We start from the raw sequence: 22,253 nt of genomic DNA, 5'->3' as shown, positions 1-22,253 counted from the left end.
TTCGAGCCTACTTACGTCCGAACCTGCTCCGCCGATAGGCCCGCCACACCTTGGTACGCCCGATCGCGCGGACGACCGGACTGCGGCGTCTTTGCACGATTGGTTGAGTGACTGGTCTCTGTTGAGCCTTGGGAGCGCTTGGGAGGTGCTGGTTGACCTCGGCGAGGTGCTGATCGAAGGTGGCTCGCCACAGCGCCTGACGGAGCGTGGCTTCACCCGCGGCCGAACTGGCGCCGGCGACGGATGCTGCCCACAGGGTGTCGAGGGACTCGAAGCCTTCGACGTCTTTCAGGAGCTGCTCGATCAAGTCGCGGTCGGCGGCGTCAGCCAGACAGCGGACCTTCGCCGGGCTCCTGCGCGTGCTGACGGTCGGACTGGGTTTGAAGAACGGTACGTCGCCCCACGCGGGCACCAGCCGCCGAACGAGCTCGCGGTGCAGTGCGTTGTCGACGCGCTGCGCGGGGTCGAGGGCGAACGCCGACCGGACGAACGCGGGGATCAGGAGGGGCGAGACGACACCGGTGCGCTCCCCCGTCGTACCCCAGCGCCGGAGGCGTTCGACGACGTAGAAGTAGTCGAGCATGGTCGCGTTCTCGATGCCGCCGTGGACCGCGGTCCGCAGTACGCGCTCGACCTGCTCGCCGACGGCCGCACGGGCTTCGGCCGCGGGTCCCGCCGCCGCGACCAGACGGGTCTGGAGGTGGTTGCTGAAGGCATTCAGCTTGCTCGGCAGCGGTAGCGCGTCAAGTTGCAGCACGTCGCGTGGGTAGAAGTGGCCGTGTGCCACCTCACCGCCGGCGCCTCCGATCGCGAGGTGCCCAACACCAGCGAGCGTTGCGGGTGGCGTGTGGAAGAGGTAGCTGGCGGGGCGCAAGCCCTCGGCGTACCGGTGCCAGCGCAGCGCTCGGTTGACCATTTCCAGCGGCTGCGGCTTGGCGGTCGGCTTGACTGGCTTTCCAGGAGTCTTCCTACTCACCACGTGCTCGACTGGTTGCTCCAGCAGTTCCACCAGCGACTCCGCGACCTCCAGCTCGCCAGGGACAGCGTCGTAGCTGTTGAGCTTCAGATCGACACCTGCGGCGAGAAACGCACCTGCGACGACGCGTGAGTCGCGGCCGCCACTCAGGTCCACAGTCGGCTGTCCCGGCCACAGGCGGCCCACCGATCGCGCTACGTCCTGCAGTGCGGCGGCAGTCTCCTCTGCGGTGTCCGCGTTGTCCGTCGACCACACACTGGTCGTCTCGATCCGGCTGACGGTCCGCTGCTGACGGTGGCCGTCGGCAACTATGTGCGTCGCACCGGGCACCGTCAGAACACCGTCGTACGGCGTGGTGTCGTCCATGAACCAGCCGCACGCCGCAGCGAATCTCCAGCCACGCGGCGCTGCCACAGCTGGAACGCCCGCGAAGAGGAGGGCAGCCGCGGGACGATTCGTCCACACCCACCCGTCCGGGAGTCGGAGCTGGAACAGCCGTCCGACACCGATCGAGTCGGTGAACAGGTCCAGGCGTTCCTGTTCTGGGTCCAGGAGCGCCATCGTGAACGGCGGCGCCAGTTCGAGGAAGCTTGCCGGAGTACGCCGTACTGCCTTTGCCAACTGGGCTGGGGCATCGGACGGCGTGATGTCGCCGATCACGCGCTGGTAGCCGAGCGGCGCGTGCACACTGGCCACGCGGACGTCGCCATCGTCGTGCCAGGACGGCCAGAGACACGTGCCGTCGTGGCGGTCCCACATGTGCAGTCCGACCGTTCGTCCGTCGTACCCCTGGTGCTTGGCCTCGCGCCCCCAGAGACCGCCGTAGTACGCCTCCACCCGGGCACGACCGGCGGCGGCCCGCGCGGTGCTCTCGTGCGCGAAGTTGTAGGCGATCAGCGTTTCCATGCAGAGCCTGATGCAGGCTCCGCAGGGAAAGTTATTGCTGTTGGCCCGGGTACTGCGGGGGCTGGTTCTGCGGCCGGTCCTGCGGCTGGCTGTGTTGCTGGCTGGGCGGCTGCGGTGGCTGGTAGGGCTGCTGGCCTGGGTAGCCGCCCCACTGCTGCGTCTGCTGCGGGTAGGTGGACTGGTAGCCGCCTTGCCCCAGCCCGGGCGGCTGCGGAAGCTTGGCCAGCTTGGCCTCCTGGCCCCAGCGCCGGATACCGACCAGCAACAGCGGTATGCCGAGCAGGATCATCGACCCGTCGAACAGGAAGTACGACGCGCCGAAACGCGGCGCCCCCGGGAACTCGAAGAGCTTCATCAGGTCGAACGACTGCCGCATCGGCAGCACCATCGTGGCCACGCCGACCGCGGTCAGCAGCAGCCCGGACCCGGTGGTCACCCCGGCGCCGATGGCCGGCGCCATCATCAGCAGGCCGAGCACGACCGCGATGACGACCAGCAGCGCGAGCCAGGGCAGCGAATCGCCGAGGTCCTCGCGGAACGTTTGCAGGCGCCGGATCAACCGGGGCGTCGCATAGGACGAGGTACCCACGGCGACATAGGTGACGATGACGCCGATCACGAGCCCGAGGGCGGGGAGAGGCTTTGTCATGCACCGAGACTAGACCTGCGTGCGGTCCACCCCCCGAACCTCCGAACCGGTCACAAAGCTGTCCGAGCGTCGACACTGAGACATATGCTGCCTGAGCGCCCAGGTGCGCGGGCTCTCCTGGTGGGCCTGCGTCCTGATACGAGGACGAGGGAGTCGCATGTCTGATCCGAGGACCGAGGTGCAGCACGGGCTGGAGGGTGTGGTCGCGTTCGACACGCAGATCGCCGAGCCGGACAAGGAAGGTTCGGCGCTCCGCTACCGCGGCGTGGACATCGAGGACCTGGTCGGCCGCGTGCCGTTCGAGAACGTCTGGGGCCTGCTCGTCGACGGCGCGTTCACGCCGGGCCTGCCGCCCGCGGAACCGTTCCCGCTGCCCGTGCACACCGGCGACGTGCGGGTCGACGTACAGTCCGCGCTGGCGATGCTCGCACCCGCCTGGGGTCTGCGGCCGCTGTACGACATCGACGACGTGCAGGCTCGTGAGGACCTGTCCCGGGCGGCCGTGATGGCGCTGTCGTACGTCGCGCAGGCGGCGCGCGGGATCGGACAACCGATGGTGCCGCAACGCGAGGTGGACAAGGCCACCACGATCACCGAGCGGTTCATGACCCGCTGGCGCGGCGAGCCGGACCCGAAGCACGTGCGGGCGGTCGACGCGTACTGGACGTCCGCGGCCGAGCACGGCATGAACGCGTCGACGTTCACCGCACGGGTGATCGCATCGACCGGGGCGGATGTCGCCGCGGCGCTGTCCGGTGCGGTCGGTGCGATGTCCGGGCCCCTGCACGGCGGCGCACCGGCGCGGGTGCTGACGATGATCGAGGGCGTCGAGCGCAGCGGTGACGCGCGCTCGTACGTGAAGGGTCTGCTGGACGGCGGCGAGCGGCTGATGGGCTTCGGGCACCGCGTGTACCGGGCCGAGGACCCGCGCGCCCGGGTACTTCGCCGTACGGCGCGTGAACTGGCCGCCCCGCGGTACGAGGTGGCCGAGGCGCTCGAGCAGGCCGCGCTGGCCGAGCTGCGGGAGCGGCGCCCCGACCGCGTGCTGGAGACGAACGTGGAGTTCTGGGCGGCGATCGTCCTGGACTTCGCGGAGGTGCCGCCGCCGATGTTCACCTCGATGTTCACCTGCGCCCGGACCGCCGGCTGGAGCGCCCACGTCCTGGAGCAGAAACGCACCGGCCGCCTGATCCGCCCGTCGGCGATCTACTCCGGTCCTGCCTCGCGCCCGGCCGACTCCATCGAGGGCTGGAACCCCAACTGGGCTTAGCGGTCCTGGCTCGGGCTTCGCCCGGTGCGTTGTTTGTACTGGCGGCTGAAGTACGGGACGTCGGTGTAGCCGAGGGCGGCGGCCGTCGCGGTGACGGTCATGCCGCTCTCGGTGAGGAGTTGGTGCGCGCGGTCGATCCGCGCCTGGATCAGGTACTGCGCGGGCGACATCCCGAACTGCGCGACGAAGCGGCGCGTGAACTGGGCCCGGCTCAGGGAGGCGTTGGAGGCCATCTCCGCCACGGTCCAGTCCCGGCCGGGGTCCTGTCGGAGTTGCCGGGCGATCTCGTCGACCGCGGTGTCGGTGACGCTGCGGCCCGGGTGGTGGACGGCGTCCCAGATCAGGGCGACCAGTTGCTCGAGGCACAGTTCGGCCTGGTGCCGTCCGAGAGCGTCACCACGCCGGTACGACGCGTCGCTGGTCCGCGCGAGGACGCCGAGCAGCTCGCGATCGAGCACCTCGCCCCAGCGCGGATCGGGGGCGGCCGTCGTACCGGTTTCGAAGTGCATGCCGAAAACCAGGAGCCTTCGGTGCGGGTCATGGGTGGCTCGTGGGGTGTCGCCTGGCTGGAAGACCGCACAGACACCGGGACGCAGTTCCTGGCGGTTCCCGTCGAGTTCGAGGGCGCCGCGGCCGTCGACGACGCACCAGAGCAGGTGGTCCTGCAGCACGGGTGATGTCCAGGACCAGCTGGGTTCGCAGCGCCAGAAGGTCGGAGCGGTCATTCGCTCGAGCCGGAGTCGATGCAACAAAAGTTCAAGTCCTCGCGTGGATCGTCCGTGGTCCGTCGCGGTGCATTCGCAGGAAAATGGGGTTCACCGGAAGAATAAGGCAGATTCGCGGGAGCCGTGCATGAGCGTTTCATCCAATGTTGTCGACGTACATCAGGAAGAGTTCGAGCGCACCGGGTACACGTTGGTGCGGGGGCTGTTCTCCCCGGACGAGGCCGAGCGCCTGCGGGACCACTACATGGACGTACGCCGCCACGGGCCGCAGGCGCACGAGTTCGCGGGTCACACGTCGACCGACCGGGACCCGCTCAAGCGGTACCCGCGGCTGGCGCAGATGCACCGGTGGGACGACACGTCGCGGCAGTGGCTGACCGACCCGCGGATCGATCAGGTGATGACGGCACTGCTCGGCAGGTCGCCGTACGCCGTACAGACGATGCTCTACTTCAAGCCGCCGGGCTCCCGCGGGCAGGCGCTGCACCAGGACAACTTCTACCTGAAGGCCGATCCCGGGACCTGCATCGCGGCGTGGATGGCGCTCGACCGGGTCGACGAGGCGAACGGATGTCTCGAGGTCGTCCCGGGGTCGCACCGCTGGCCGATCCTCTGCACCGAGAAGGCCGACACCACGGTCAGCTTCACCGATGTCACGGTCCCGCTCCCGTCGGACGGCGGCGCCGTACCCGTGGAGATGGAGCCAGGCGACGTGCTGTTCTTCCACGGCGCACTGGTCCACGGCAGCAACCCGAACGTCACGACCGACCGGTTCCGGCGGGCGCTCATCGGCCACTACATCGAGGGCGAGGCGGAGCGGGTCGCGCAGTACTACCACCCGGCGCTGCGGATGGACGGCACCGAACTCACCCTCGAGGTCGCCGAGGGCGGCGGCGCCTGCGGCGAATGGACCGACACCCCCGACGGCCCCGTCGCGCTCCTCACCGGCACCGAGCGCACCACCCGCAAGCACGAGTAGCCCTTCTTTGTGCACCAGATCCGTACGCCAGGCGGTCCGCCGTACGGATCTGGTGCACAAAGTGGACCTTCGCGCGGAGGGTTGGGTGGGGTGTGCGAAGATGGAGCGCGCTGACAGCGTCGTCGGCCTTCTAGTTGCAGACGACGAAGGGGACACGCTGGTGACCAGCGAAATTCGGATTCCTGAAGAGCTCAAGCCCGCCGACGGCCGCTTCGGCGCCGGGCCGTCGAAGGTCCGCCCGGAAGCCGTCGCCGCCCTGGCGACCGAGGGCGCGAAGCTGCTCGGCACCTCCCACCGGCAGGCGCCGGTGAAGAACCTGGTGAAGCGGGTCCAGGAAGGCGTCGCCGAGCTCTTCCAGCTGCCGGACGGGTACCAGGTGGTGCTCGGCAACGGCGGCTCGACCGCGTTCTGGGATGTCGCGACGTTCGGACTGATCCGCGAGAAGAGCCAGCACCTGAGTTTCGGTGAGTTCTCCTCGAAGTTCGCGAAGGCTTCGCAGCTGGCGCCGCACCTCGGCGACCCGTCGATCGTGAAGGCCGACCCCGGCACCCGCTCGGTCGCGGTCGCGGAAGCCGGCGTCGACCTGTACGCGTGGCCGCACAACGAGACCTCCACCGGCGTGATGGCGCCGGTCAAGCGCGTCGAGGGCGCCGACGAGGGCGCGCTGGTCGCGATCGACGCCACCTCGGGCGCGGCCGGCCTGCCGGTCGACCTCAACGAGGCAGACGTCTACTACTTCGCCCCGCAGAAGGGCTTCGCCTCCGACGGCGGCCTCTGGATCGCGCTGATGAGCCCGGCCGCGCTCGCGCGGGTCGAGGAGATCGCCGCCTCGGGCCGGTGGATCCCGGCGTTCCTGGACCTGGCGACGGCGGTCGACAACTCCAGCAAGAACCAGACGTACAACACGCCGTCGCTCGCCACGCTGTTCCTGATGGCGGAGCAGACCGACTGGATCAACAACCAGGGCGGTCTGGACTGGAGCGTCGCCCGTACGACGGACTCCAGCACCCGCCTGTACACGTGGGCCGAGAAGTCCGAGTACGCGACGCCGTACGTCACCGACCCCGACGCCCGCTCGCTCGTCGTCGGCACCATCGACCTCGACGACGCGATCGACGCCACCGCCGTCGCCAAGACCCTGCGCGCCAACGGCATCGTCGACACCGAGCCCTACCGCAAACTCGGCCGCAACCAGCTCCGCGTCGCCATGTTCCCCGCGGTAGACCCCGAAGACGTCGAGAAACTGACCCAATCCATCGACTACGTCGTCGAAAACCTCAAGTAACCCCCACGCCACAGCCGCCGTCCCCACCCGGGGCCGGCGGCTGCCCTTTCCCACCGCCGCGCCTGCCCACCGCCGCGCAGACACCCCACCGGCAGCCCACCCCCAGCACCCGCGGGGTTGAACCTCGAGCCGCGACGGCACAACGGGACGTGCCGAGCATCCGGCGAGCACGGTCGGGGAGCAGGGCGAGATGGCCGGGAGTAGCGGTGTTGTCGGGCCGCCTGGGGTACCGCGGGGCCGGCGACGGTGCTCTCCTGCCGCAGCGATCCGTCGGCCCGCCAGGCAAACGGACGCCCACCACTCACCAACCCCGCTCATCGGCGGATCAGACCACCGGCTGAGCGTACGGCGCGCGGGCGCCTGCTGGTTGGTGAGTGGTGGGCGTTCGCTTCGGTCCGCCGGGCCGACGCGCGGAGCCAGGTGGTGAGGGTGGGGCCTGTACCGCCGATTGGACGGAGCCGCAGGCCAGCGCGTTCACCCGGCAGGCCGGCGTGCAGCACGGCAACAGGCACGCCGAGCGCAGCCGCGGTGCCGAGGACAGCCGAACTGACGGGACGCCACGGAGCGGGACGGAGCGGGACGAGACGGGACGAGACGGGACGCACCCGGGGTGCTGTGCGCCGCAGGCGGGTGCCCGAGGTGCCCGGGGCGCGGCGCATGCGGTGGGTCCGGTGGAGATGTGCCCGGCGTGCAGCGGCCGAGAGATGCGCGGTGCGCGGCGGCCGGGAGATGCGCGGCGCACGGCGCACGGGGATGCGCGGTGCGCGGCGGGTGGCAGGCGCCGGGATGCGCGGTGCGCGGCGGGTGGGCCGGCGCCGGGATGCGCGGTGCGCGGCGGGTGAGCCGACGCCGGGACACGCCGGCCGGCGGTCGGCACACAGGAATGGATATCCCCTCGTGTTGGGGGTTCTCCCAGCGCACACCAGCAGAGAACCCATAACGCGAGGGGATAACCCTTCGTGTGCCAAGTCCGTCGCCAGGCGCAGTCGGGCATGGCGCGGGACGTACGCGCTCGGGTGCGGCTGTGCCGACGTGGGCGGGTGCCCGCCGGTGCAGCGGCTTGGGCTGGGGGTCGGGCCGGAACGCGGCGAGCGAGGCCGGGACGCGGCGGACGGGACGGGCGTGGCCGGGACGCGGCGGGCGGGGCCGGGACGCGGCGGGCGGGCGGGGCGGGGTTAGGAGTGTTGGCGGCGGTGGGGGGGGGGGGGGGATTGGCCGGTTAGGCGGTCGTTTTCGGCTTGGCGGTCTTGGCGTTCGCGGCGGCCTGGGGGGAAGGTGATGACGGTGATGATGAGCGCGAACAGGGCGGCGCCGATGATGATCCAGCGGAGGTTGTGGCTCTTGCCGGAGTCGGCGTTGTTGCTGTCGCCTGTGGTGGCCGGCTTGGGGGTGGCACTGGTTTTGGGGGGCGTGGAGGCGGCGGCCTTGGCGGGCACCTGGACCTGGTAGACGCCCGAGTTCGCACCTTCGCTGCCGACCAGGACGGACCCGTCGGTGGGGCCGACGGCGACGGTCTCGCCCTGGCCCAGCGGCGCGGCGCCGCGGGCGATGGCGTTGGGGGTTTCGCTCCAGGCGACCGTCGTCACGTCGGCGTACGTCCGCAGCACCACCCGTTGCCCGTCCGGCAGGAACGTCCCGTCGGTGATCACCCCGGTCGGCGCCGCGGCGAGCTTGGTGAGGTCGTTCGTCCCCTCGCGGGACGGTGCGGGCGGGGCCGCGTAGATCGCGCCGGTGCCCTTGAGCGCCTTCGTCACGATGTAGAGCTGGCTGGTCCCCGGCTCGATCAGCAGAGTCTCGGCGTCGTGCGCACCGTCGGGGTACTTGAAGTCGTACCGGTGGTACTTGACGTTCGCCTCGTCCTCGAGCGTGGCCGGCTCCGGGATCGTGTAGATCTCGATCTGCTCCCGGTTCTCCTTGTTGTCGCCGATGTCCGCGATGTAGATCGTGCCGTCGCGGTCCACGCCGAGCGCCTCGACGTCGGTGACCTTCGCGCCGAACCGCAGCACGGCCTTCACCTTGCCGGTGGTGCCGTCCACGGCGAACACCCGCCCGGTGTCACCGGAGTCGTTCACGGTCCAGTAGATGCCCGAGTGCTTGACGCTCTTCGCCAGCCCGGACGACTCCTGAATCCGTTCGTCGCGGATCGTGAACAGCTTCTTCGGCGCCGGTGTCGTCGGCCCCGCGTCCGGGCTCGCCGCGGCCGTCGACGCGGGCAGCGCCACGCCCGCCAGCGTGCACAGCGTCGCCCCCAGCAGAGCGAGCGCGGTCCGGACCTGTCTCACGAGACCACCTCGGCGGCCGGGGTCTGCTCGGGCGGCAGGAGGAGTTCGGCCAGCCGCGGCGTCACCTGCCATTCAGTGACCATCGACCGGTACTCGGCCTGCAGGTCCGCGGTCGGCTTGGCACCGGTCCGCGCAGCGCGGAGCAACAGATTGCGCGGCGTGTGCTGACTGTCCACGAACTGCACGACCTCCACCCGGTAACCGACCTGTCGGAGCACCGCCGCCCGCAGGGAGTCCGTCAGGACGTCGGCGAACCGCTCACGAACGATGCCATATCTCGTCATCAGCGCATAAGGCGCCGGTGGTGTGACGCTCTTCAGCTGCTTTTGGATGTCGTGATGACAACATGGGGCCGCGAGCACCAGTGAGGCCTCCCAGCCGACGGCCCGCGCGAGCGCGTCGTCGGTAGCGGTGTCGCAGGCGTGCAGCGCCAGCACGACGTCCGGCCGGACGTCCAGCTCCGCGCCCTCGATGGTCGCGTCCAGGAACCGCAGGTGTTCCTGCCAGCCGAGCGCCTCGACCACCCGCGTGTTCCGCTTCCGCGCCGCCGGGTTGTGGTCGATACCGGTCATCCGGACGTCATGTCCGGCCGCGGTGAGCAGGTGGTACGCCGCCAGCGTGAGATACGCGTTCCCGCAGCCGAGATCGACCACCTGCAGCGGGCGGCCGGCCGCGATCCGCCCGGCTGACACCGCGTCGTCGAGTGCCGGCGCGAGCAGCTTGCAGAACTCCTCGATCTGCTTGTACTTCGCCTGCCGGGACGGCTTCACCCGCCCCTGGTGGTCGCTGATCCCGAGCTCGATCAGGAACGGCGCCGCCGGATCGAGCACCCGCCGCTTCACCCGGTCGTGGCCGGTCTCCTGCTCCCGGCGGTCCTCCTGCCGGTGCAGCAGCTCCTTGCCCTTCTTGGTGTACCGCAGCCGCAGCGTCTCGCTCGTCGTCTCGACGTGCCACGACCCGTACGGCAGGTCGAGGAGCTCGTCGACCGCCTTCTCCAGGTCCGCGCCGGCCACGTTCCGCGTGTGCGCCTGGCGTTCGTCGAACTCGGTGATCTGCAGGTGCCGCTGACCCTTCAGATCGACGTACCGCAGCTCCGCCCGGAGGTACGCCGGCGGCTCCAGCCCGCGCCGCCTGCCCGAGGCCAGACCGCGCACCAAACCACTCTGGTCGAGCAGGGCAGCACGGATCACCGCCCGCGCGCCGGACTCCTCCGGCAGCGCCGACTCGTCCGACCGCACCTCTGGCTGCATCGCGCCATTGTCCCCGACCCATTGGGTCGATCACAAAAGGGTCTCGCCCACCCACCGTCGCACCCCGTGAACTCACCGCACTCACCCCCGGCCGGTTCATGGGAGTTGCTGGTCGTCGGCGAGCAACCCCAGCCCTCTGAGGCGGGTGATGATGCCGCCTTCCTGGCGGCCCAGTGCCTCGACGAGCTGCTCCAGGGGTGCGCTGTTGTGGAACATCTCGATCAGGGTCTGCTCGTCCTCGGGACTCCACTGACGGAACGCGTTCGGGTGGGTCTTCCGGGCGCGTTTGATCTTGTGGGTCATCGAGCGCGGGTTCATCGGCTCGAGCGACCGGATCCGGGCCTGCCGGTGGCGGCCGACCTCCTCGCCCTCGCGCCAGAACACCACGGCGCCGTCGTCGAACGTCATCAGGTCGGCCGGCACGTCGCAGTAGTCGGCGTCCTCGAGCATCACGCGCATCATCGCTGGTTCTCTCCATTTCCTCGGTGGATCCGTGGTCGACAGAGAAGATGCCGCGATCCCGGCGCCGCCGGCGCACCGATTCGGAACCTGTGGACAACCAAACCGCAGAACTTCTTTGCAAAATCACTTTGCAAAGAGTCTTTGCAGTCCTAAGCTCAGACTCATGAGCGACGAGAACCACAGCGCGAAGAACCACAGCGCCGAGCCCGCACGGACCGAGCCCGCACGGACGGTCCAGCTGGACCGCCACCTCGTGCGCGCCCTGGCCCACCCGATGCGGAACCGGATCCTGGGCCTCCTCCGCGTCTACGGCCCGCAGACCGCCACCACCCTGGCCGGACGCCTCGGGGTGAACACCGGCGCGACCAGCTACCACCTCCGCCAGCTCGCGGACGCCGGCCTGGTGGTCGAGGACGACAGCCGCGGCAACGCCCGCGACCGCTGGTGGAAGTCGGCACACCAGGGCACCGAGTTCAACGCGGCCGAGCTGCTGGACCAGGAGCCCGAGCTGGCCCTGGGCTTCCTGCACGGCGTCGGCCAGACGTACGCCGAGAACATCTTCGGCTTCATCGACGCGATGCAGACGATGCCCGAGGACTGGCGCGACGCCAGCGTGCTCTCGGACTACTTCTTCCATCTCCGGGCCGACCAGCTGGACGTGATGATGCGCGAGGTCATGGCGGTCCTGGAGAAGTACAAGACGCCGGACCTGACCGCTCCGCTCCCGGAAGGCGCCGAGCAGGTCACCGTCCAGATCCAGGCGTTCCCACGCGAGACGCGCTAGCGGCACCGGGGGTGAGGCGGACTATGAGCGACAAGGGCAATCGGGCGCCGTTGGCGGCGTTCCTGGTGGCGAACGTGGTGTCGATCTGCGGGACCCGGGTCAGCGCGATCGCGATCCCGTGGTTCGTCCTGATCACCACGGGATCGCCCGTGAAGACAGGCCTCGTGGCACTGGCGGAGATGGCGCCCCTAGTGGTGGTGAAGGCCATCGGCGGCCCGCTGATCGACAAGGTCGGGGCGCGCCGGATCAGCATCGTGGCCGACACCGCCAGTACTGCGGTGGTCGCGCTGATCCCCCTCCTGCACGAGCTGGGTCTTTTGCACTTCCCGACCCTGCTGGTGCTGGTCGCGATTGCCGGCGCGCTCCGCGGGCCAGGCGATGCCGCCAAGTCGACGCTGATCCCGGACATCGCGCGCGTGGCCAAGGTTCCCCTGGAGCGGGTGACAGGCCTGGAGAGTACGACGGAACGCCTGGCGGGCTTCTTCGCGTTCGCGCTCGCCGGCGGCCTCATCACCCTGGTCGGAGCAGTCAACGCCCTCTGGATCGACGCGGTGTCGTTCGGCATCTGCGCCGTACTGATCGCCCGCTGGATTCCGAAGTACGCGACGCCCGCACCAAAGCAGGAGCAGGAACAGGGGTACGGCCGCCGGCTGCTGGAGGGCTGGACCTTCCTGCGGACCGACAAGCTGCTGCTGCCGCTGGTGGTCATGATCGCGGTGACCAACCTGCTGGACGCCGCGACCAGCACGGTACTGCTGCCTGTCTGGATCAAGGAGCACGGCTACGGCCCCGGCCACACCAGCCTGATCCTCACGTCGTTCGGAGTGACCGCAACGCTGTTCGCGTTGCTGGCGTCGGCCATCGGTGACCGCATCCCCCGCAAGCTCGTCTTCACCGTCGCGTTCCTGATCGCCGGAGCGCCGCGCTTCGTGGCGATGGCCACCGATGCGCCGCTCTGGACCCTGATGGCGGTGTACGCCGTCGGCGGCATCGGAGCCGGCTTCATCAACCCGGTGCTCGGCGCGATCCAGCTCGAACGGATCCCCAGCCACCTGCGCGGACGGGTCAACTCACTGTCCAACGCCGTCTGCTGGACCGGCGTACCTCTCGGGGGTCTTGTGGCCGGTGGGGCCGTCGCCGCCATCGGACTGGCGCCCGCACTGCTCGCGGGTGGCGCGATCTATCTGATCGCCACCATGTCACCGGTGCTGATCGGCCGGCACGAGCAGTGGCGAGCTACACCGGGTCCGACGGATCCTCCGGAAACGGCGGCAGATCCAGATCGGGTGGCAGTCGGAGTGCCTTCGTCTTCGTAGCGTTGTCCAGCTCGCGCCGCATCCGCTCTCGCTCTGCTCGCAGCAGCCCGAGCATCACCAGGTCCAGCAGCATCCCGCCGGCGGCCGCGAACTGCGTAGCGGCGAACTGGAAGACCTGTGTCATCAGCAACGACACCAGCACCGCCAGCTCGAACAGCCGGACCGCCCTGGCCCGATTGCGCTTCCGCAACGCCAGAGCCCCGCGCAACGTGAACGTCGCGGACAACAAACTGCCCGCCGTCACGCCGAGCACCGGAAGGTGATTGAGACCCTCCCCCAGCACAGCGGCGATGACGAGCGCGGCCACGAACTGGACCGCCAGTGCGGCCACGGCGATCGGCGGCGCCTTCGGATGGGTGGCAAGCCGCTCGAACCCACGCTGCAGCGCCTGCCAGGCCGCGTCCACCGGAGCGGCCAGCTCGACCTCGTCAGGCGGACATGCGGCGAGTAGCTCGGCAGTCTCCCGCCGCCCCTCGATCTGCCGAGGTACGGCGCGCAGCAGCTCCGCCGCCTCGGCACGGCGCCGCCTGGACAGACCGCCCGCGACCCCTTCGACCGTGTGGTCGATGACGTTCGCCAGCTCCTCCCGCGCATCGATCGGCCGGCGTGTGGCGAGGAACCGGGACCCGAGGACGATCAGCACGAAGACGATGTACACGATCGCGGCCGTGGGCTTGTAGAAGTAGTTGTTGTCCGAGGTGACGAACTTCCCCACCTCGTCGATGAACAGCCCGAACCCGATCCCGCCGATCGTCGCCGCGGCCGGCCGCACCACGGGACCGACGTACCCGAGTAGCAGAGAGATCGCGATCAGCATCAGCAGCCCGCCGGGCAGCACGTGGGCGATGTGCAGGCCCTTGCCGCCGATCTGCGGGTACCCGCTGAGGCTGAGGATGAGCCGGGTGATCAGCACCGTCGCGACCCCGGACACCACGAACGTGGTCAGGTGCTCCCCCGACCGCACGTTGCGGACCAGCCCAGCCCGCATCAGGTACGACGAACGCTCACCGGGACTACTCATGCGCCCACACGTTAGCGTCAGCGGAGGAAGGCCGCCACGACGACGATGGCGACCAGGGCGGCCAGTACGAGCGAGGTCACCAGTCGGCGCGTGCGGGGGTCCACGAGGTCAGGGTAGGCGGCAGTTCCCGATCACTGTGCCATCGGGGTCGGCCGACCGTCGGTACGCACCGGCCGTTACAGCTCTCCTGGGTGTGCTCATGCCGACCACGGTGGCCCGATCGGGCGCACCGCGGTATCCCAGAAAAGTGGGAGGTCAGCGGAGGTTGATCAGTGGTTCCGGGCGGTGTACGCCGCGGGGGCGGTAGCCGAGTGCGTCGGACAGGCCCAGGTAGTCGGAGAGCAGCCAGATGATGGCCAGCCACATCTCGGTGCCTTGCAGCCCCGGGATCGCGCGGTCGTCGGTGCCGTCCGGTGCGAAGGCGAAGCCGGCGCCGTCGACCCAGCGGGGCAGGATGGCGCGCAGCTGAGCCTCGGCCCAGCGACGGCCGTCCTGTTCGCCGTACGTCGTCTGCTTGCGGGCCAGCCAGAGCGGGTGGATGACGTCGAGGATGTTGCACGCGTTGTAGTTGTCGCCGGTGAACATCCGCTTGTCGTTGCTGTGGGCAAGAACCGTGGAGACGGCCTGCTCCGGATACGGCAACGGAAGGCCGAACTGGGCGTAGGTGCCCCGGGTGAGGCGGTAGAAACCGTTCACGACCTGCAGCAGACCGTCGTCGGGATGCGGTGAGCCCCACGCGCCGGTTTCAGGATCGACGCGGGTGTGGAGCCAGCCCATCAAGAGTTCAAGTTCACCGGGTTTACGGTTGACAGCGAGCGCCGTACCGAGTGCGTCGATGCCGGAGCCGGCCGACCAGGCTCTCCTTGCCCAGGGCAAGTTGTCGAGTTCGTCGACGGTGAAGTCCGTGGTGATCGGATGCTCGAAGCTGCTGCCGAGGACCTGGAGGGCGTAGCCGACACACAGAACGTGATAGCTCGCGGGCCCTTCCAGGACTGAGAGTTCGGCGTCCGACGGTTTACCGAGACCGTCGTCGGAGAGGTCTCCGGGTGATACCAGTCCGGTGGGCGGGTCCTGGCGCGCGCGGAGCCGGCGCACGAGATCGTCACGGGTGTGGCCGGCCGGCGTCCGGCGTACCAGCAGGTCCGCGATCTCGATGGCGTCGCACCAGGGGCGGATCTCCGGATCGCGATCGATCCCGGGACGGTCGACGAAGCGGGAGCCGTCCCAGCAGCGCGCGAGTACGTCGTCGGTCTGCGCGCGGGCCTTCGCGGCGAAGTCCTTCAGCAAGGTCGGTAGATCACCTGACATGGATGCTCCTGTCCGCGAGCGGAGGATACGGGCGGGGTTGCCGGCCGCGACCGAGTCGGCCGGGATGTCCTTGGTGACGACCGCGCCGGCGCCGATGATGGTGTGCGGTCCGACCGTGACGCCGTCCAGGATCGTCACGTTGGAGCCGATCCAGACGTCGTCGCCGATCGTGATGCCGACCGCGGTGTGCGGCTGCTTGAAGATCGGCTCGCCGGGCGCGGTGCCGTGGTTGAAGGCGAGCAGCGACGTGTGCGCGCCGATCCGGACACCGTCGCCGATCGTCACCACACCGCGTACCGCGGCGAACGGGTTGATCGTCGAGTCGGCGCCGAGCGCGATCCGGCCGGTGACGTAGGCGTGCGCGGCGATGTACGAACGGTCCCCCATCCGGAGCTCGTCGCAGTACACCGCGGCCGACTCCGCGACGTACACGTCGGGCGCGAGCTCGACCGACCCGCCGAGCCGCGCCTGCCGTTCGGCCTGCCGGTCACGCTCGGCCGCGGAGGCCTTCCGGGCATACTCCCACGGCAGGAAATCCAGTCGCAACGGCTCGTTCGGCAGCATGGGAAAACGCTATCCAATTCTTGGGACGCAGACCAGCCCCGAGAGGCCGCTGCTAACCTCCCGTCTGACATGAACACTTTTCCGTCTGTGCGAGGGGCGGCCGGGCGATGACCACGAGCGGACCCGTTACGGACGGCGACGACGGCAGTGACAGCGGCACAGAGGGCGGCGACGGTACGACGAGCAGCACCCGCCGAAGCCACCGGGTGACGATCAGCGACCTCGCGCGCCGGCTGCACATCTCGAAGGCCTCCGTCTCGTACGCGCTGAACGGCCGCGCCGGGGTCAGCGACGAGACGCGCCAGCGGGTGCTCGACCTGGCCGAGGAGCTGGGCTTCCACGCGAACTCCGCCGCGGTCGCACTGTCGGCGAGCCGTACCCGGACGATCGGGATCGTGATCGCCAGGGACCCCGCGCTGATCTCGACCGAAGCGTTCTACATGCGCACCCTGGTCGGCATCGAGCAGTACCTGAACGAGGTCGACTCGTCGCTGCTGCTCCGGCTCACGGGCGAGCACGGCGAGGACCTCGACGTACTGCGGCGCTGGTCACGGCAGGGTCGCGTCGACGGGTTCATCCTGTTCGACGAACTCGAGAACGACCAGCGGATCCCGCTGCTCAAGGAACTCGGGGTGCCCTGCGTCGTGGTGAGCTCGAACGAGCCCGACGACACGGTCGGACGGCTGATCAGCTCGCCGGACGAGACCGTCTCGCTGCTGCTCGGGCACCTGGCCGAGCTCGGGCACACGGACATCGCGCACATCAGCGGACCGTTCACGTTCATCCACGAACGGCTCCGCGTCCAGACGCTGCAGCAGCACGCCGCGCGGCACGGGATCACGGTGCGGCACATCGAGGGCAGCTACCGGTACGACGACGGCGCCGAACTCACGCGCCAACTCCTGACCGGCCCCCATCCGCCGACCGCGATCGTGCTCGGGAACGACCTGATGGCGGTCGCGGCACTGCGGGTCGCGATGGATCTCGGTACGGCGGTCCCCGGCGACGTCTCGATCGTCGCCTGGGACGACTCGCCGCTGTGCGAACTCGCGCGGCCCGGGATCACCGCGGTCGACCAGAAGACCATGGAACGCGGCCGCGCCGCCGCCGACCTCCTGCTCCGCATCGTCACCGGCAACCACCCCCTCCACGAAGAGGCCCCCGCCGGCGAACTCCGCCACCGCGAATCCTCCGGCCCCGCCCCGTCCTAACCCCGCCTCCGCCGGGGTTGCCCCTTCCCCCGCAGGGTTGCCCCGCCAGATTCTCAGCAGGCAACCCTCCAACTCCGTGGGCCTCCCCCGGCTTGGAGGGTTCGCGGAGGCGCGTAGGGGTTGCCCGTCGAGGCGGAGGGTTGCCCCCTCGGATTCTCAGGGGGCAACCCTGCGACTGAGGGGTTATCCCCTCGGGTTGGGGGTTGGCCCCTCAGTCGCAGGGTTGGCGCGGGTGGTCGTCCGGGCCGCGGGGGATCGCGTTTCGGCGTACGGGGGTGGAGTTTGAAGACTGTGTGAAATCGCGTGGTGGCGGAGCGTGGTGGATTGCGTTTGCCGGGGTGGGGGTGGAGGTTGGTGGGGTCACGAGGTCGTAACGAACACCCGCTAACTGAACCGGTTAGGGTTACGGAACTTAACCGGTTAGGCCAGTATGGGGCCGATCCGCCTCCGCAGGTCTGCGGAGGCTCGAGACGGGACGAGGGAGTCCGACGTGAGACTGCGTTCGCTTGTAGCCGCGGTTGCGGCGACCGCCATGGGAATCAGCCTCGCCGCCTGTGGTGGCGGCGACAAGGACGATTCCTCCGGCGGCAGCACCGGTGACCAGACGCTGACCTACTGGGCCAGCAACCAGGGCACCAGCCTCGACAACGACAAGGAGGTCCTGACCCCGGTCCTGCAGAAGTTCACCCAGGAGACCGGGATCAAGGTGAACCTCGAGGTGATCGGCTGGAACGACCTGCAGACCCGGATCCAGACCGCGATCACCTCGGGTCAGGCGCCGGACGTGGTCAACATCGGCAACACCTGGGCGGCCTCGCTGCAGGCCACCGACGCGTTCCTGCCGTTCGACGGCGACGCGATGACCGCGATCGGGGGCAAGGACAAGTTCGTGCCGACGGCTCTGGCGACCGGCGGCAAGGAGGGCACTGACCCGACCTCGGTCCCGCTCTACGGTCTGGCCTACGGCCTGTACTACAACAAGGCGATGTTCGCCGCGGCCGGGCTGCAGCCGCCGAAGACCTGGGAAGAGATGGTCGCCGCGGCCAAGAAGCTGACCAACCCCGCGAAGAACCAGTGGGGGATGGCGCTGGCGGCCGGCAGTTACACCGAGAACGTGCACTTCGCGTTCATCAACGCCGCGCAGAACAAGGCCGACTGGTTCAACGGCGACGGCAAGCCGACCTTCACCGGTGACGGCAACGTACAGGGCGTGCTGCGGTACCTCGACCTGATGCAGAAGGACAAGGTCGCGAACCCGTCGAACGCGCAGTACGACAACGGCACCAAGTCGGTGAACGACTTCGCCACCAAGAAGGTCGCGATGGTCATCAACCAGAACAACGCCGACTCCTCGATCGTTGCCAACGGCATGAAGGCCGGCGAGTACGGCGTCGTACCGTTCCCGGCTCCGGCCGGCGGTGAGCAGGTGGCCAGCCACGTGGCGGGGATCAACCTGTCGATCTTCAAGAACACCAAGCACAAGGACGCGGCGCTGAAGTTCGTGAAGTACATGACCGACGCGCAGACCCAGACGACGCTGGGCAAGCCGTTCTCCTCGCTGCCGGTGCTGAAGGACGCGAAGCCGGTGTTCACCACGGACGCGGCCGAGGCGGCGACGTTCCAGGACGTCTACAACACCAAGTCGAAGCCGCTGCCGCTGGTGCCGGCCGAGGACCAGTTCGAGAGCACCGTCGGCAAGGCGATGAACGCGATGTTCGCCAAGATCGCGACCGGCGGGACGGTGACCGCCGACGACGTGAAGGCCGCGCTGAAGACCGCCGAGGACCAGGTGGCGGCAAGTAGCTGATGTCTCTCGCCACAGAGCAAGCTTCGCCGGCCGCCACGCGGCCGGCGAAGCCCAAGTCCAAGCGCGGCCTCGAGCAGCGGCCCGGGCTTAATCGGTGGTTGCCGTATGCGCTGCTGGCCCCGGCGGTGTTGCTGGAGCTGTTCATCCACATCATTCCGATGCTGGTCGGGATCTGGATGAGCTTCGTCAAACTGACCAAGTTCTTCATCGCGAACTGGTCGTCGGCGCCCGGCGCCGGGCTCGGCAACTACAAGGTCGCGCTCGACTTCAACAACGCCGTCGGGCAGGGACTGCTGAAGTCCTTCGGCGTCACGGTCGTCTTCTCGCTCGTCACGGTCGCGTTCTCGTGGGTGCTCGGGATGGCCGCCGCGGTCGCGCTGCAGCCGGAGTTCCGCGGCCGGGGCATCGTCCGCACCCTGTTCCTGGTGCCGTACGCGCTCCCGGCGTACGCCGGAATCCTCACCTGGAACTTCATGCTCCAACGCGACACCGGCGCGGTGAACCACGTCCTGGAGCAGCTGCACCTGACCGACGGGAAGACGTTCTGGCTGATCGGCGGCAACGCGCTGATCTCGCTGATCACGGTGGCCGGCTGGAAGCTGTGGACGTTCGCGTTCCTCACCCTGATGGCCGGTATGCAGAGCATCCCGCGGGACCTGTACGAGGCCGCGTCGGTGGACGGCGCCGGCAACATCCGGCAGTGGCGCAACATCACGCTCCCCTCGCTGCGACCGGTCAACCTGGTGCTCGTACTGGTGCTGTTCCTGTGGACGTTCAGCGACTTCAACACGCCGTACGTGCTGTTCGGTACGGCGCAGCCGCCGGCCGGTGACCTGATCACGTTCCACATCTACACCGCGTCGTTCCTGACCTGGAACTTCGGCACCGGGGCGGCGATGTCCGTACTGCTGCTGATCTTCCTGATGATCGTCACCGGCGCGTATCTGCTCGTCACCGGAAGGAGGTCGCGTCGTGCGTGAGACCAGAGGGTTCAAGATCTACCGCGGTGTCACCCTCACCGTGCTCGGACTGTTCGTCCTGGTGCCGCTGTACGTGATGGTGACGTCGTCGCTGAAACCGCTCAAGGACGTGCAGGGCGCGTTCTCCTGGTGGCCGTCGAACCTGACGCTGGCGCCGTTCGTGGACATGTGGAAGACGGTGCCGCTGGCCCGGTACTTCGTGAACTCGACGGTCGTGTCGGTGGCGGCGACGGTGTTCTCGGTGGCGATCGCGATCCTGGCCGCGTTCGCGGTGTCGCGGTTCAGGTTCCGCGGGCGGACGGTGTTCACCACCACGGTGCTGTCGACGCAGATGTTCCCGGGTGTGCTGTTCCTGCTGCCGTTGTTCCTGATCTTCGTGAACATCAACAACCAGTTCGGGCTGCAGCTGGTCGGGACGCGGCTCGGGTTGATCATCACCTATCTGACGTTCAGCCTGCCGTTCTCGATCTGGATGCTGGCCGGGTACTTCGACAGCATCCCGCGCGAGCTGGACGAGGCCGCGCTGGTCGACGGTTGCGGTCCGATGGGCGCGCTCTGGCGGGTCGTCCTGCCCGCGGCGCGGCCTGGTGTGATCGCGGTCGCGATCTACTCGTTCATGACCGCGTGGGGCGAGGTCCTGTTCGCGTCGGTGATGACGACGGAGGCCAACCGGACGTTGTCCGTCGGCCTGCGCCAGTACTCGACCCAGACCAACATCTACTGGAACCAGATCATGGCCGCCGCCCTGGTGGTCAGCGTCCCCGTCGTCATCGGCTTCCTCCTGGCCCAACGCCACTTCGTCGCCGGCGTCACCGCCGGTGCGGTGAAGTAGGCGGATCTGCAGCACTCATCAATTGCCGTTCCGGGGGCCCGCCTGAGCGTGGCAACCGATCCGAACGGGCACTTGATGAGTGCTGGCGGTCCGGCTGTCAGTACTCGGAGATCCCGCTGATGGATACCGAAGTGGAGTAGAAGGTGGCGTACTTGCCGTTCTTGCCGACGGTGGCGCCGCTGTAGCCCTGGGTGGAGAGCCGGTACGCACCGACCTTGGCGTCTCGGGCCGAGCTCGGTCCGGAGGCGGGGATGCCGGCTCCCTTCAGCGCGAACGTGACGATCTGCTGCCGGACCGCCGCGTCCGGGACGAAGAGCGCCAGCGCTCCGGGGAGGCCTTGTTTCAGCGATGCGACAGCGGCCTTGATGCACTGCGGGCAGTTCTGGACCTTGGCGCTGCCGCTGCCGCTCACGTCGACGTACTCGGGGTACTTCTTCTTCGCGTAGTCAGGACTGATGTACACGTCGATGGTGCCCTTGTTGCATTCCCATCGGCGGTCCAGCTTGCACACGAAGCCCTTGGACTTGAACGCCGTGACGAGCGAGCTGACCGTGGCACCCGGGAGGCAGCCGTTGCATCCGGCCGGCAGTTTGGTCGGCTGCGCAGGCGGCTGGGTGGCCGGCTGTGCGGTCGGCTTGGCCGGGCTCTCACCGGTGGTCGGGCTGCCACCGGTGGTCGGTTGCTGGGTCGGGGCCTCGCTCGCCGGACGGAGCGTGGGCTTCGTCGACGGCGCGACCGGCTGGGTCGTGCCGTCGGCGGCATCGTCCGATCCGCCGGTGAACCGGGTGACCACGAACACACCGGCGCCGATGAGCATCAACGCACCGACGATCGCCACCACGATCGGACCCACCTTCCGCGCCGGCGGAGGAGGCGGGGGCGGCGGGTAACCGCCGTACTGCTGGCCGTACTGCTGCTGACCGTACGGCGGTTGCTGCGGCGGCTGCTGCCCCGGGTACCCGCCCTGCTGGTTGCTCACGGCCACAATATAAGGACCGCCCGGTTCAGCTGGTTACCTGTTGTATTCGCCCTCGATGGATGCCTCGGCGGTCCAGGTGGCTGAACGGGTCGTGACGGCGGAGGTTTTCGGGGGTGTGCAGGTGAGACGGAAGCCGGTGAGGGTCAGCGGGTCGCAGTCGTCCATGCTGTACCCGAACCACTCGATGACCGCTTGGTGGATCGCCGGGTCGACGAAGACGCGCGCCAGCAGGACCTTCAGTTCGGCGTTCGTCGCCGCGATCGCCAGGGCATTGCCCTTGGCGCGGTCGAACCCGCCCGGTGTGAACGTGCGGACGGAGAGGCTGCCGAGACGGGTCGGGTGCGCGGCCGACGGACGGAAGGTCAGGACAGCCGCCGTACCTTTCCTGCACGTGCCTTCGGTCTCACAGGTGTACCCCGCGGTCTCGGCCTGGGCCCGGAAGGCCGGGAGCGTGGTGGTGTAGAAGCAGCCGTAGCAATAGGTCCCGTCCGGTGGCACCGACGAGGTGGACGCCGACGGCGTGCTCCGGTCCTCGGCGGCCGGCTTGTCATTCGCGCGAACGGATTGCACCACCACGATCAGGACACCGGCCAACAGCAGTACGCCGAGCACGATCCAGCCGGTCCGCCGGCGAACTGAACTGTTGGTCACCGGGGCAATCTACGAA

The 22,253-nt window shown here is 68.9% G+C and carries 20 protein-coding genes; 10 read left to right on the top strand and 10 right to left on the bottom strand.

What is annotated here, in order from left to right:
• Nucleotides 1–7: 7 nt before the first annotated feature.
• Both E0H92_RS08755 and E0H92_RS08750 read right to left on the bottom strand, forming a co-directional pair.
• Nucleotides 8–1,882: a hypothetical protein gene (locus E0H92_RS08755; protein ID WP_131495903.1), complete on the bottom strand. Its 1,875-nt coding sequence runs from the start codon at nucleotides 1,880–1,882 to the stop codon at nucleotides 8–10.
• Nucleotides 1,883–1,913: 31 nt separating this feature from the next.
• Nucleotides 1,914–2,531 carry a hypothetical protein gene (locus tag E0H92_RS08750; RefSeq protein ID WP_131495902.1) on the bottom strand — a complete coding sequence of 206 codons (618 nt, stop codon included), beginning with the start codon at nucleotides 2,529–2,531 and terminating at the stop codon, nucleotides 1,914–1,916.
• Between the two features lie 157 nt (nucleotides 2,532–2,688).
• Here E0H92_RS08750 and E0H92_RS08745 point away from each other — a divergent pair, with 157 nt between their 5' ends.
• Nucleotides 2,689–3,801 carry a citrate synthase 2 gene (locus E0H92_RS08745; RefSeq protein ID WP_131466098.1) on the top strand — a complete coding sequence of 371 codons (1,113 nt, stop codon included), beginning with the start codon at nucleotides 2,689–2,691 and terminating at the stop codon, nucleotides 3,799–3,801.
• Here the strand turns inward: E0H92_RS08745 and E0H92_RS08740 are convergent.
• The gene (locus E0H92_RS08740) at nucleotides 3,798–4,310 is read right to left on the bottom strand and encodes a helix-turn-helix domain-containing protein (protein ID WP_238153156.1); all 513 of its coding nucleotides are present in this window, start codon (nucleotides 4,308–4,310) and stop codon (nucleotides 3,798–3,800) included. The genes E0H92_RS08745 and E0H92_RS08740 overlap by 4 nt on opposite strands.
• A gap of 21 nt (nucleotides 4,311–4,331) precedes the next feature.
• On the opposite strand from E0H92_RS08740, the gene E0H92_RS44960 reads away from it, so the two are divergent.
• The 3 genes from E0H92_RS44960 to serC all read left to right on the top strand — a co-directional run bounded on the left by E0H92_RS44960 (nucleotide 4,332) and on the right by serC (nucleotide 6,790).
• Entirely contained in the window at nucleotides 4,332–4,478 is a 147-nt protein-coding gene (locus E0H92_RS44960; RefSeq protein ID WP_238153153.1) for a hypothetical protein, read from the top strand.
• A gap of 175 nt (nucleotides 4,479–4,653) precedes the next feature.
• On the top strand, nucleotides 4,654–5,505 hold the full coding sequence (locus E0H92_RS08735; protein ID WP_131466094.1) for a phytanoyl-CoA dioxygenase family protein: 852 nt from the start codon (nucleotides 4,654–4,656) through the stop codon (nucleotides 5,503–5,505).
• Between the two features lie 100 nt (nucleotides 5,506–5,605).
• Nucleotides 5,606–6,790, top strand: coding sequence for a phosphoserine transaminase (serC, locus tag E0H92_RS08730; RefSeq protein ID WP_337590462.1), 1,185 nt, complete (start codon nucleotides 5,606–5,608; stop codon nucleotides 6,788–6,790).
• Between the two features lie 1,175 nt (nucleotides 6,791–7,965).
• Here serC and E0H92_RS08720 read toward each other — a convergent pair.
• The 3 genes from E0H92_RS08720 to E0H92_RS08710 all read right to left on the bottom strand — a co-directional run bounded on the left by E0H92_RS08720 (nucleotide 7,966) and on the right by E0H92_RS08710 (nucleotide 10,784).
• Entirely contained in the window at nucleotides 7,966–9,072 is a 1,107-nt protein-coding gene (locus E0H92_RS08720) for an SdiA-regulated/phytase-like domain-containing protein (protein ID WP_131495900.1), read from the bottom strand.
• Nucleotides 9,069–10,322: a class I SAM-dependent methyltransferase gene (locus E0H92_RS08715; RefSeq protein WP_131495899.1), complete on the bottom strand. Its 1,254-nt coding sequence runs from the start codon at nucleotides 10,320–10,322 to the stop codon at nucleotides 9,069–9,071. Before E0H92_RS08715 ends, E0H92_RS08720 begins: the two co-directional genes overlap by 4 nt.
• Nucleotides 10,323–10,418: 96 nt before the next feature.
• The gene (locus tag E0H92_RS08710) at nucleotides 10,419–10,784 is read right to left on the bottom strand and encodes a hypothetical protein (RefSeq protein ID WP_131466088.1); all 366 of its coding nucleotides are present in this window, start codon (nucleotides 10,782–10,784) and stop codon (nucleotides 10,419–10,421) included.
• A gap of 163 nt (nucleotides 10,785–10,947) precedes the next feature.
• On the opposite strand from E0H92_RS08710, the gene E0H92_RS08705 reads away from it, so the two are divergent.
• The gene (locus tag E0H92_RS08705) at nucleotides 10,948–11,568 is read left to right on the top strand and encodes a helix-turn-helix domain-containing protein (RefSeq protein ID WP_131495898.1); all 621 of its coding nucleotides are present in this window, start codon (nucleotides 10,948–10,950) and stop codon (nucleotides 11,566–11,568) included.
• A gap of 23 nt (nucleotides 11,569–11,591) precedes the next feature.
• A complete protein-coding gene (locus E0H92_RS08700; RefSeq protein WP_131495897.1) occupies nucleotides 11,592–12,884 on the top strand; it encodes an MFS transporter in 1,293 nt (430 codons plus the stop codon).
• Here E0H92_RS08700 and E0H92_RS08695 read toward each other — a convergent pair.
• Nucleotides 12,805–13,905, bottom strand: coding sequence for a hypothetical protein (locus E0H92_RS08695; RefSeq protein WP_238153151.1), 1,101 nt, complete (start codon nucleotides 13,903–13,905; stop codon nucleotides 12,805–12,807). The two genes, E0H92_RS08700 and E0H92_RS08695, sit on opposite strands and share 80 nt — an antisense overlap.
• Nucleotides 13,906–14,160: 255 nt before the next feature.
• On the bottom strand, nucleotides 14,161–15,777 hold the full coding sequence (locus E0H92_RS08690; RefSeq protein WP_131495896.1) for an acyltransferase: 1,617 nt from the start codon (nucleotides 15,775–15,777) through the stop codon (nucleotides 14,161–14,163).
• Between the two features lie 107 nt (nucleotides 15,778–15,884).
• Here E0H92_RS08690 and E0H92_RS08685 point away from each other — a divergent pair, with 107 nt between their 5' ends.
• From E0H92_RS08685 to E0H92_RS08670, 4 genes are all read left to right on the top strand, one after another.
• The gene (locus tag E0H92_RS08685) at nucleotides 15,885–16,988 is read left to right on the top strand and encodes a LacI family DNA-binding transcriptional regulator (protein ID WP_131495895.1); all 1,104 of its coding nucleotides are present in this window, start codon (nucleotides 15,885–15,887) and stop codon (nucleotides 16,986–16,988) included.
• Nucleotides 16,989–17,478: 490 nt separating this feature from the next.
• Nucleotides 17,479–18,795: an ABC transporter substrate-binding protein gene (locus E0H92_RS08680; protein WP_131286129.1), complete on the top strand. Its 1,317-nt coding sequence runs from the start codon at nucleotides 17,479–17,481 to the stop codon at nucleotides 18,793–18,795.
• Nucleotides 18,795–19,775 carry a carbohydrate ABC transporter permease gene (locus E0H92_RS08675; RefSeq protein ID WP_131495894.1) on the top strand — a complete coding sequence of 327 codons (981 nt, stop codon included), beginning with the start codon at nucleotides 18,795–18,797 and terminating at the stop codon, nucleotides 19,773–19,775. The genes E0H92_RS08680 and E0H92_RS08675 overlap by 1 nt, the downstream gene beginning before the upstream one ends.
• The gene (locus E0H92_RS08670; RefSeq protein WP_131466063.1) at nucleotides 19,768–20,607 is read left to right on the top strand and encodes a carbohydrate ABC transporter permease; all 840 of its coding nucleotides are present in this window, start codon (nucleotides 19,768–19,770) and stop codon (nucleotides 20,605–20,607) included. The genes E0H92_RS08675 and E0H92_RS08670 overlap by 8 nt, the downstream gene beginning before the upstream one ends.
• A gap of 97 nt (nucleotides 20,608–20,704) precedes the next feature.
• Here the strand turns inward: E0H92_RS08670 and E0H92_RS08665 are convergent, their stop codons facing one another.
• Together E0H92_RS08665 and E0H92_RS08660 are read right to left on the bottom strand one after the other, a co-directional pair.
• The gene (locus E0H92_RS08665; RefSeq protein ID WP_131495893.1) at nucleotides 20,705–21,586 is read right to left on the bottom strand and encodes a hypothetical protein; all 882 of its coding nucleotides are present in this window, start codon (nucleotides 21,584–21,586) and stop codon (nucleotides 20,705–20,707) included.
• A gap of 33 nt (nucleotides 21,587–21,619) precedes the next feature.
• Nucleotides 21,620–22,237 carry a hypothetical protein gene (locus E0H92_RS08660; protein ID WP_131495892.1) on the bottom strand — a complete coding sequence of 206 codons (618 nt, stop codon included), beginning with the start codon at nucleotides 22,235–22,237 and terminating at the stop codon, nucleotides 21,620–21,622.
• Nucleotides 22,238–22,253: the final 16 nt, after the last annotated feature.

The sequence above is a fragment of the Kribbella speibonae genome, assembly GCF_004331375.1.
Taxonomy (GTDB): Bacteria; Actinomycetota; Actinomycetes; order Propionibacteriales; family Kribbellaceae; genus Kribbella; species Kribbella sindirgiensis.
This window is presented reverse-complemented; position numbering and strand designations above follow the sequence as displayed.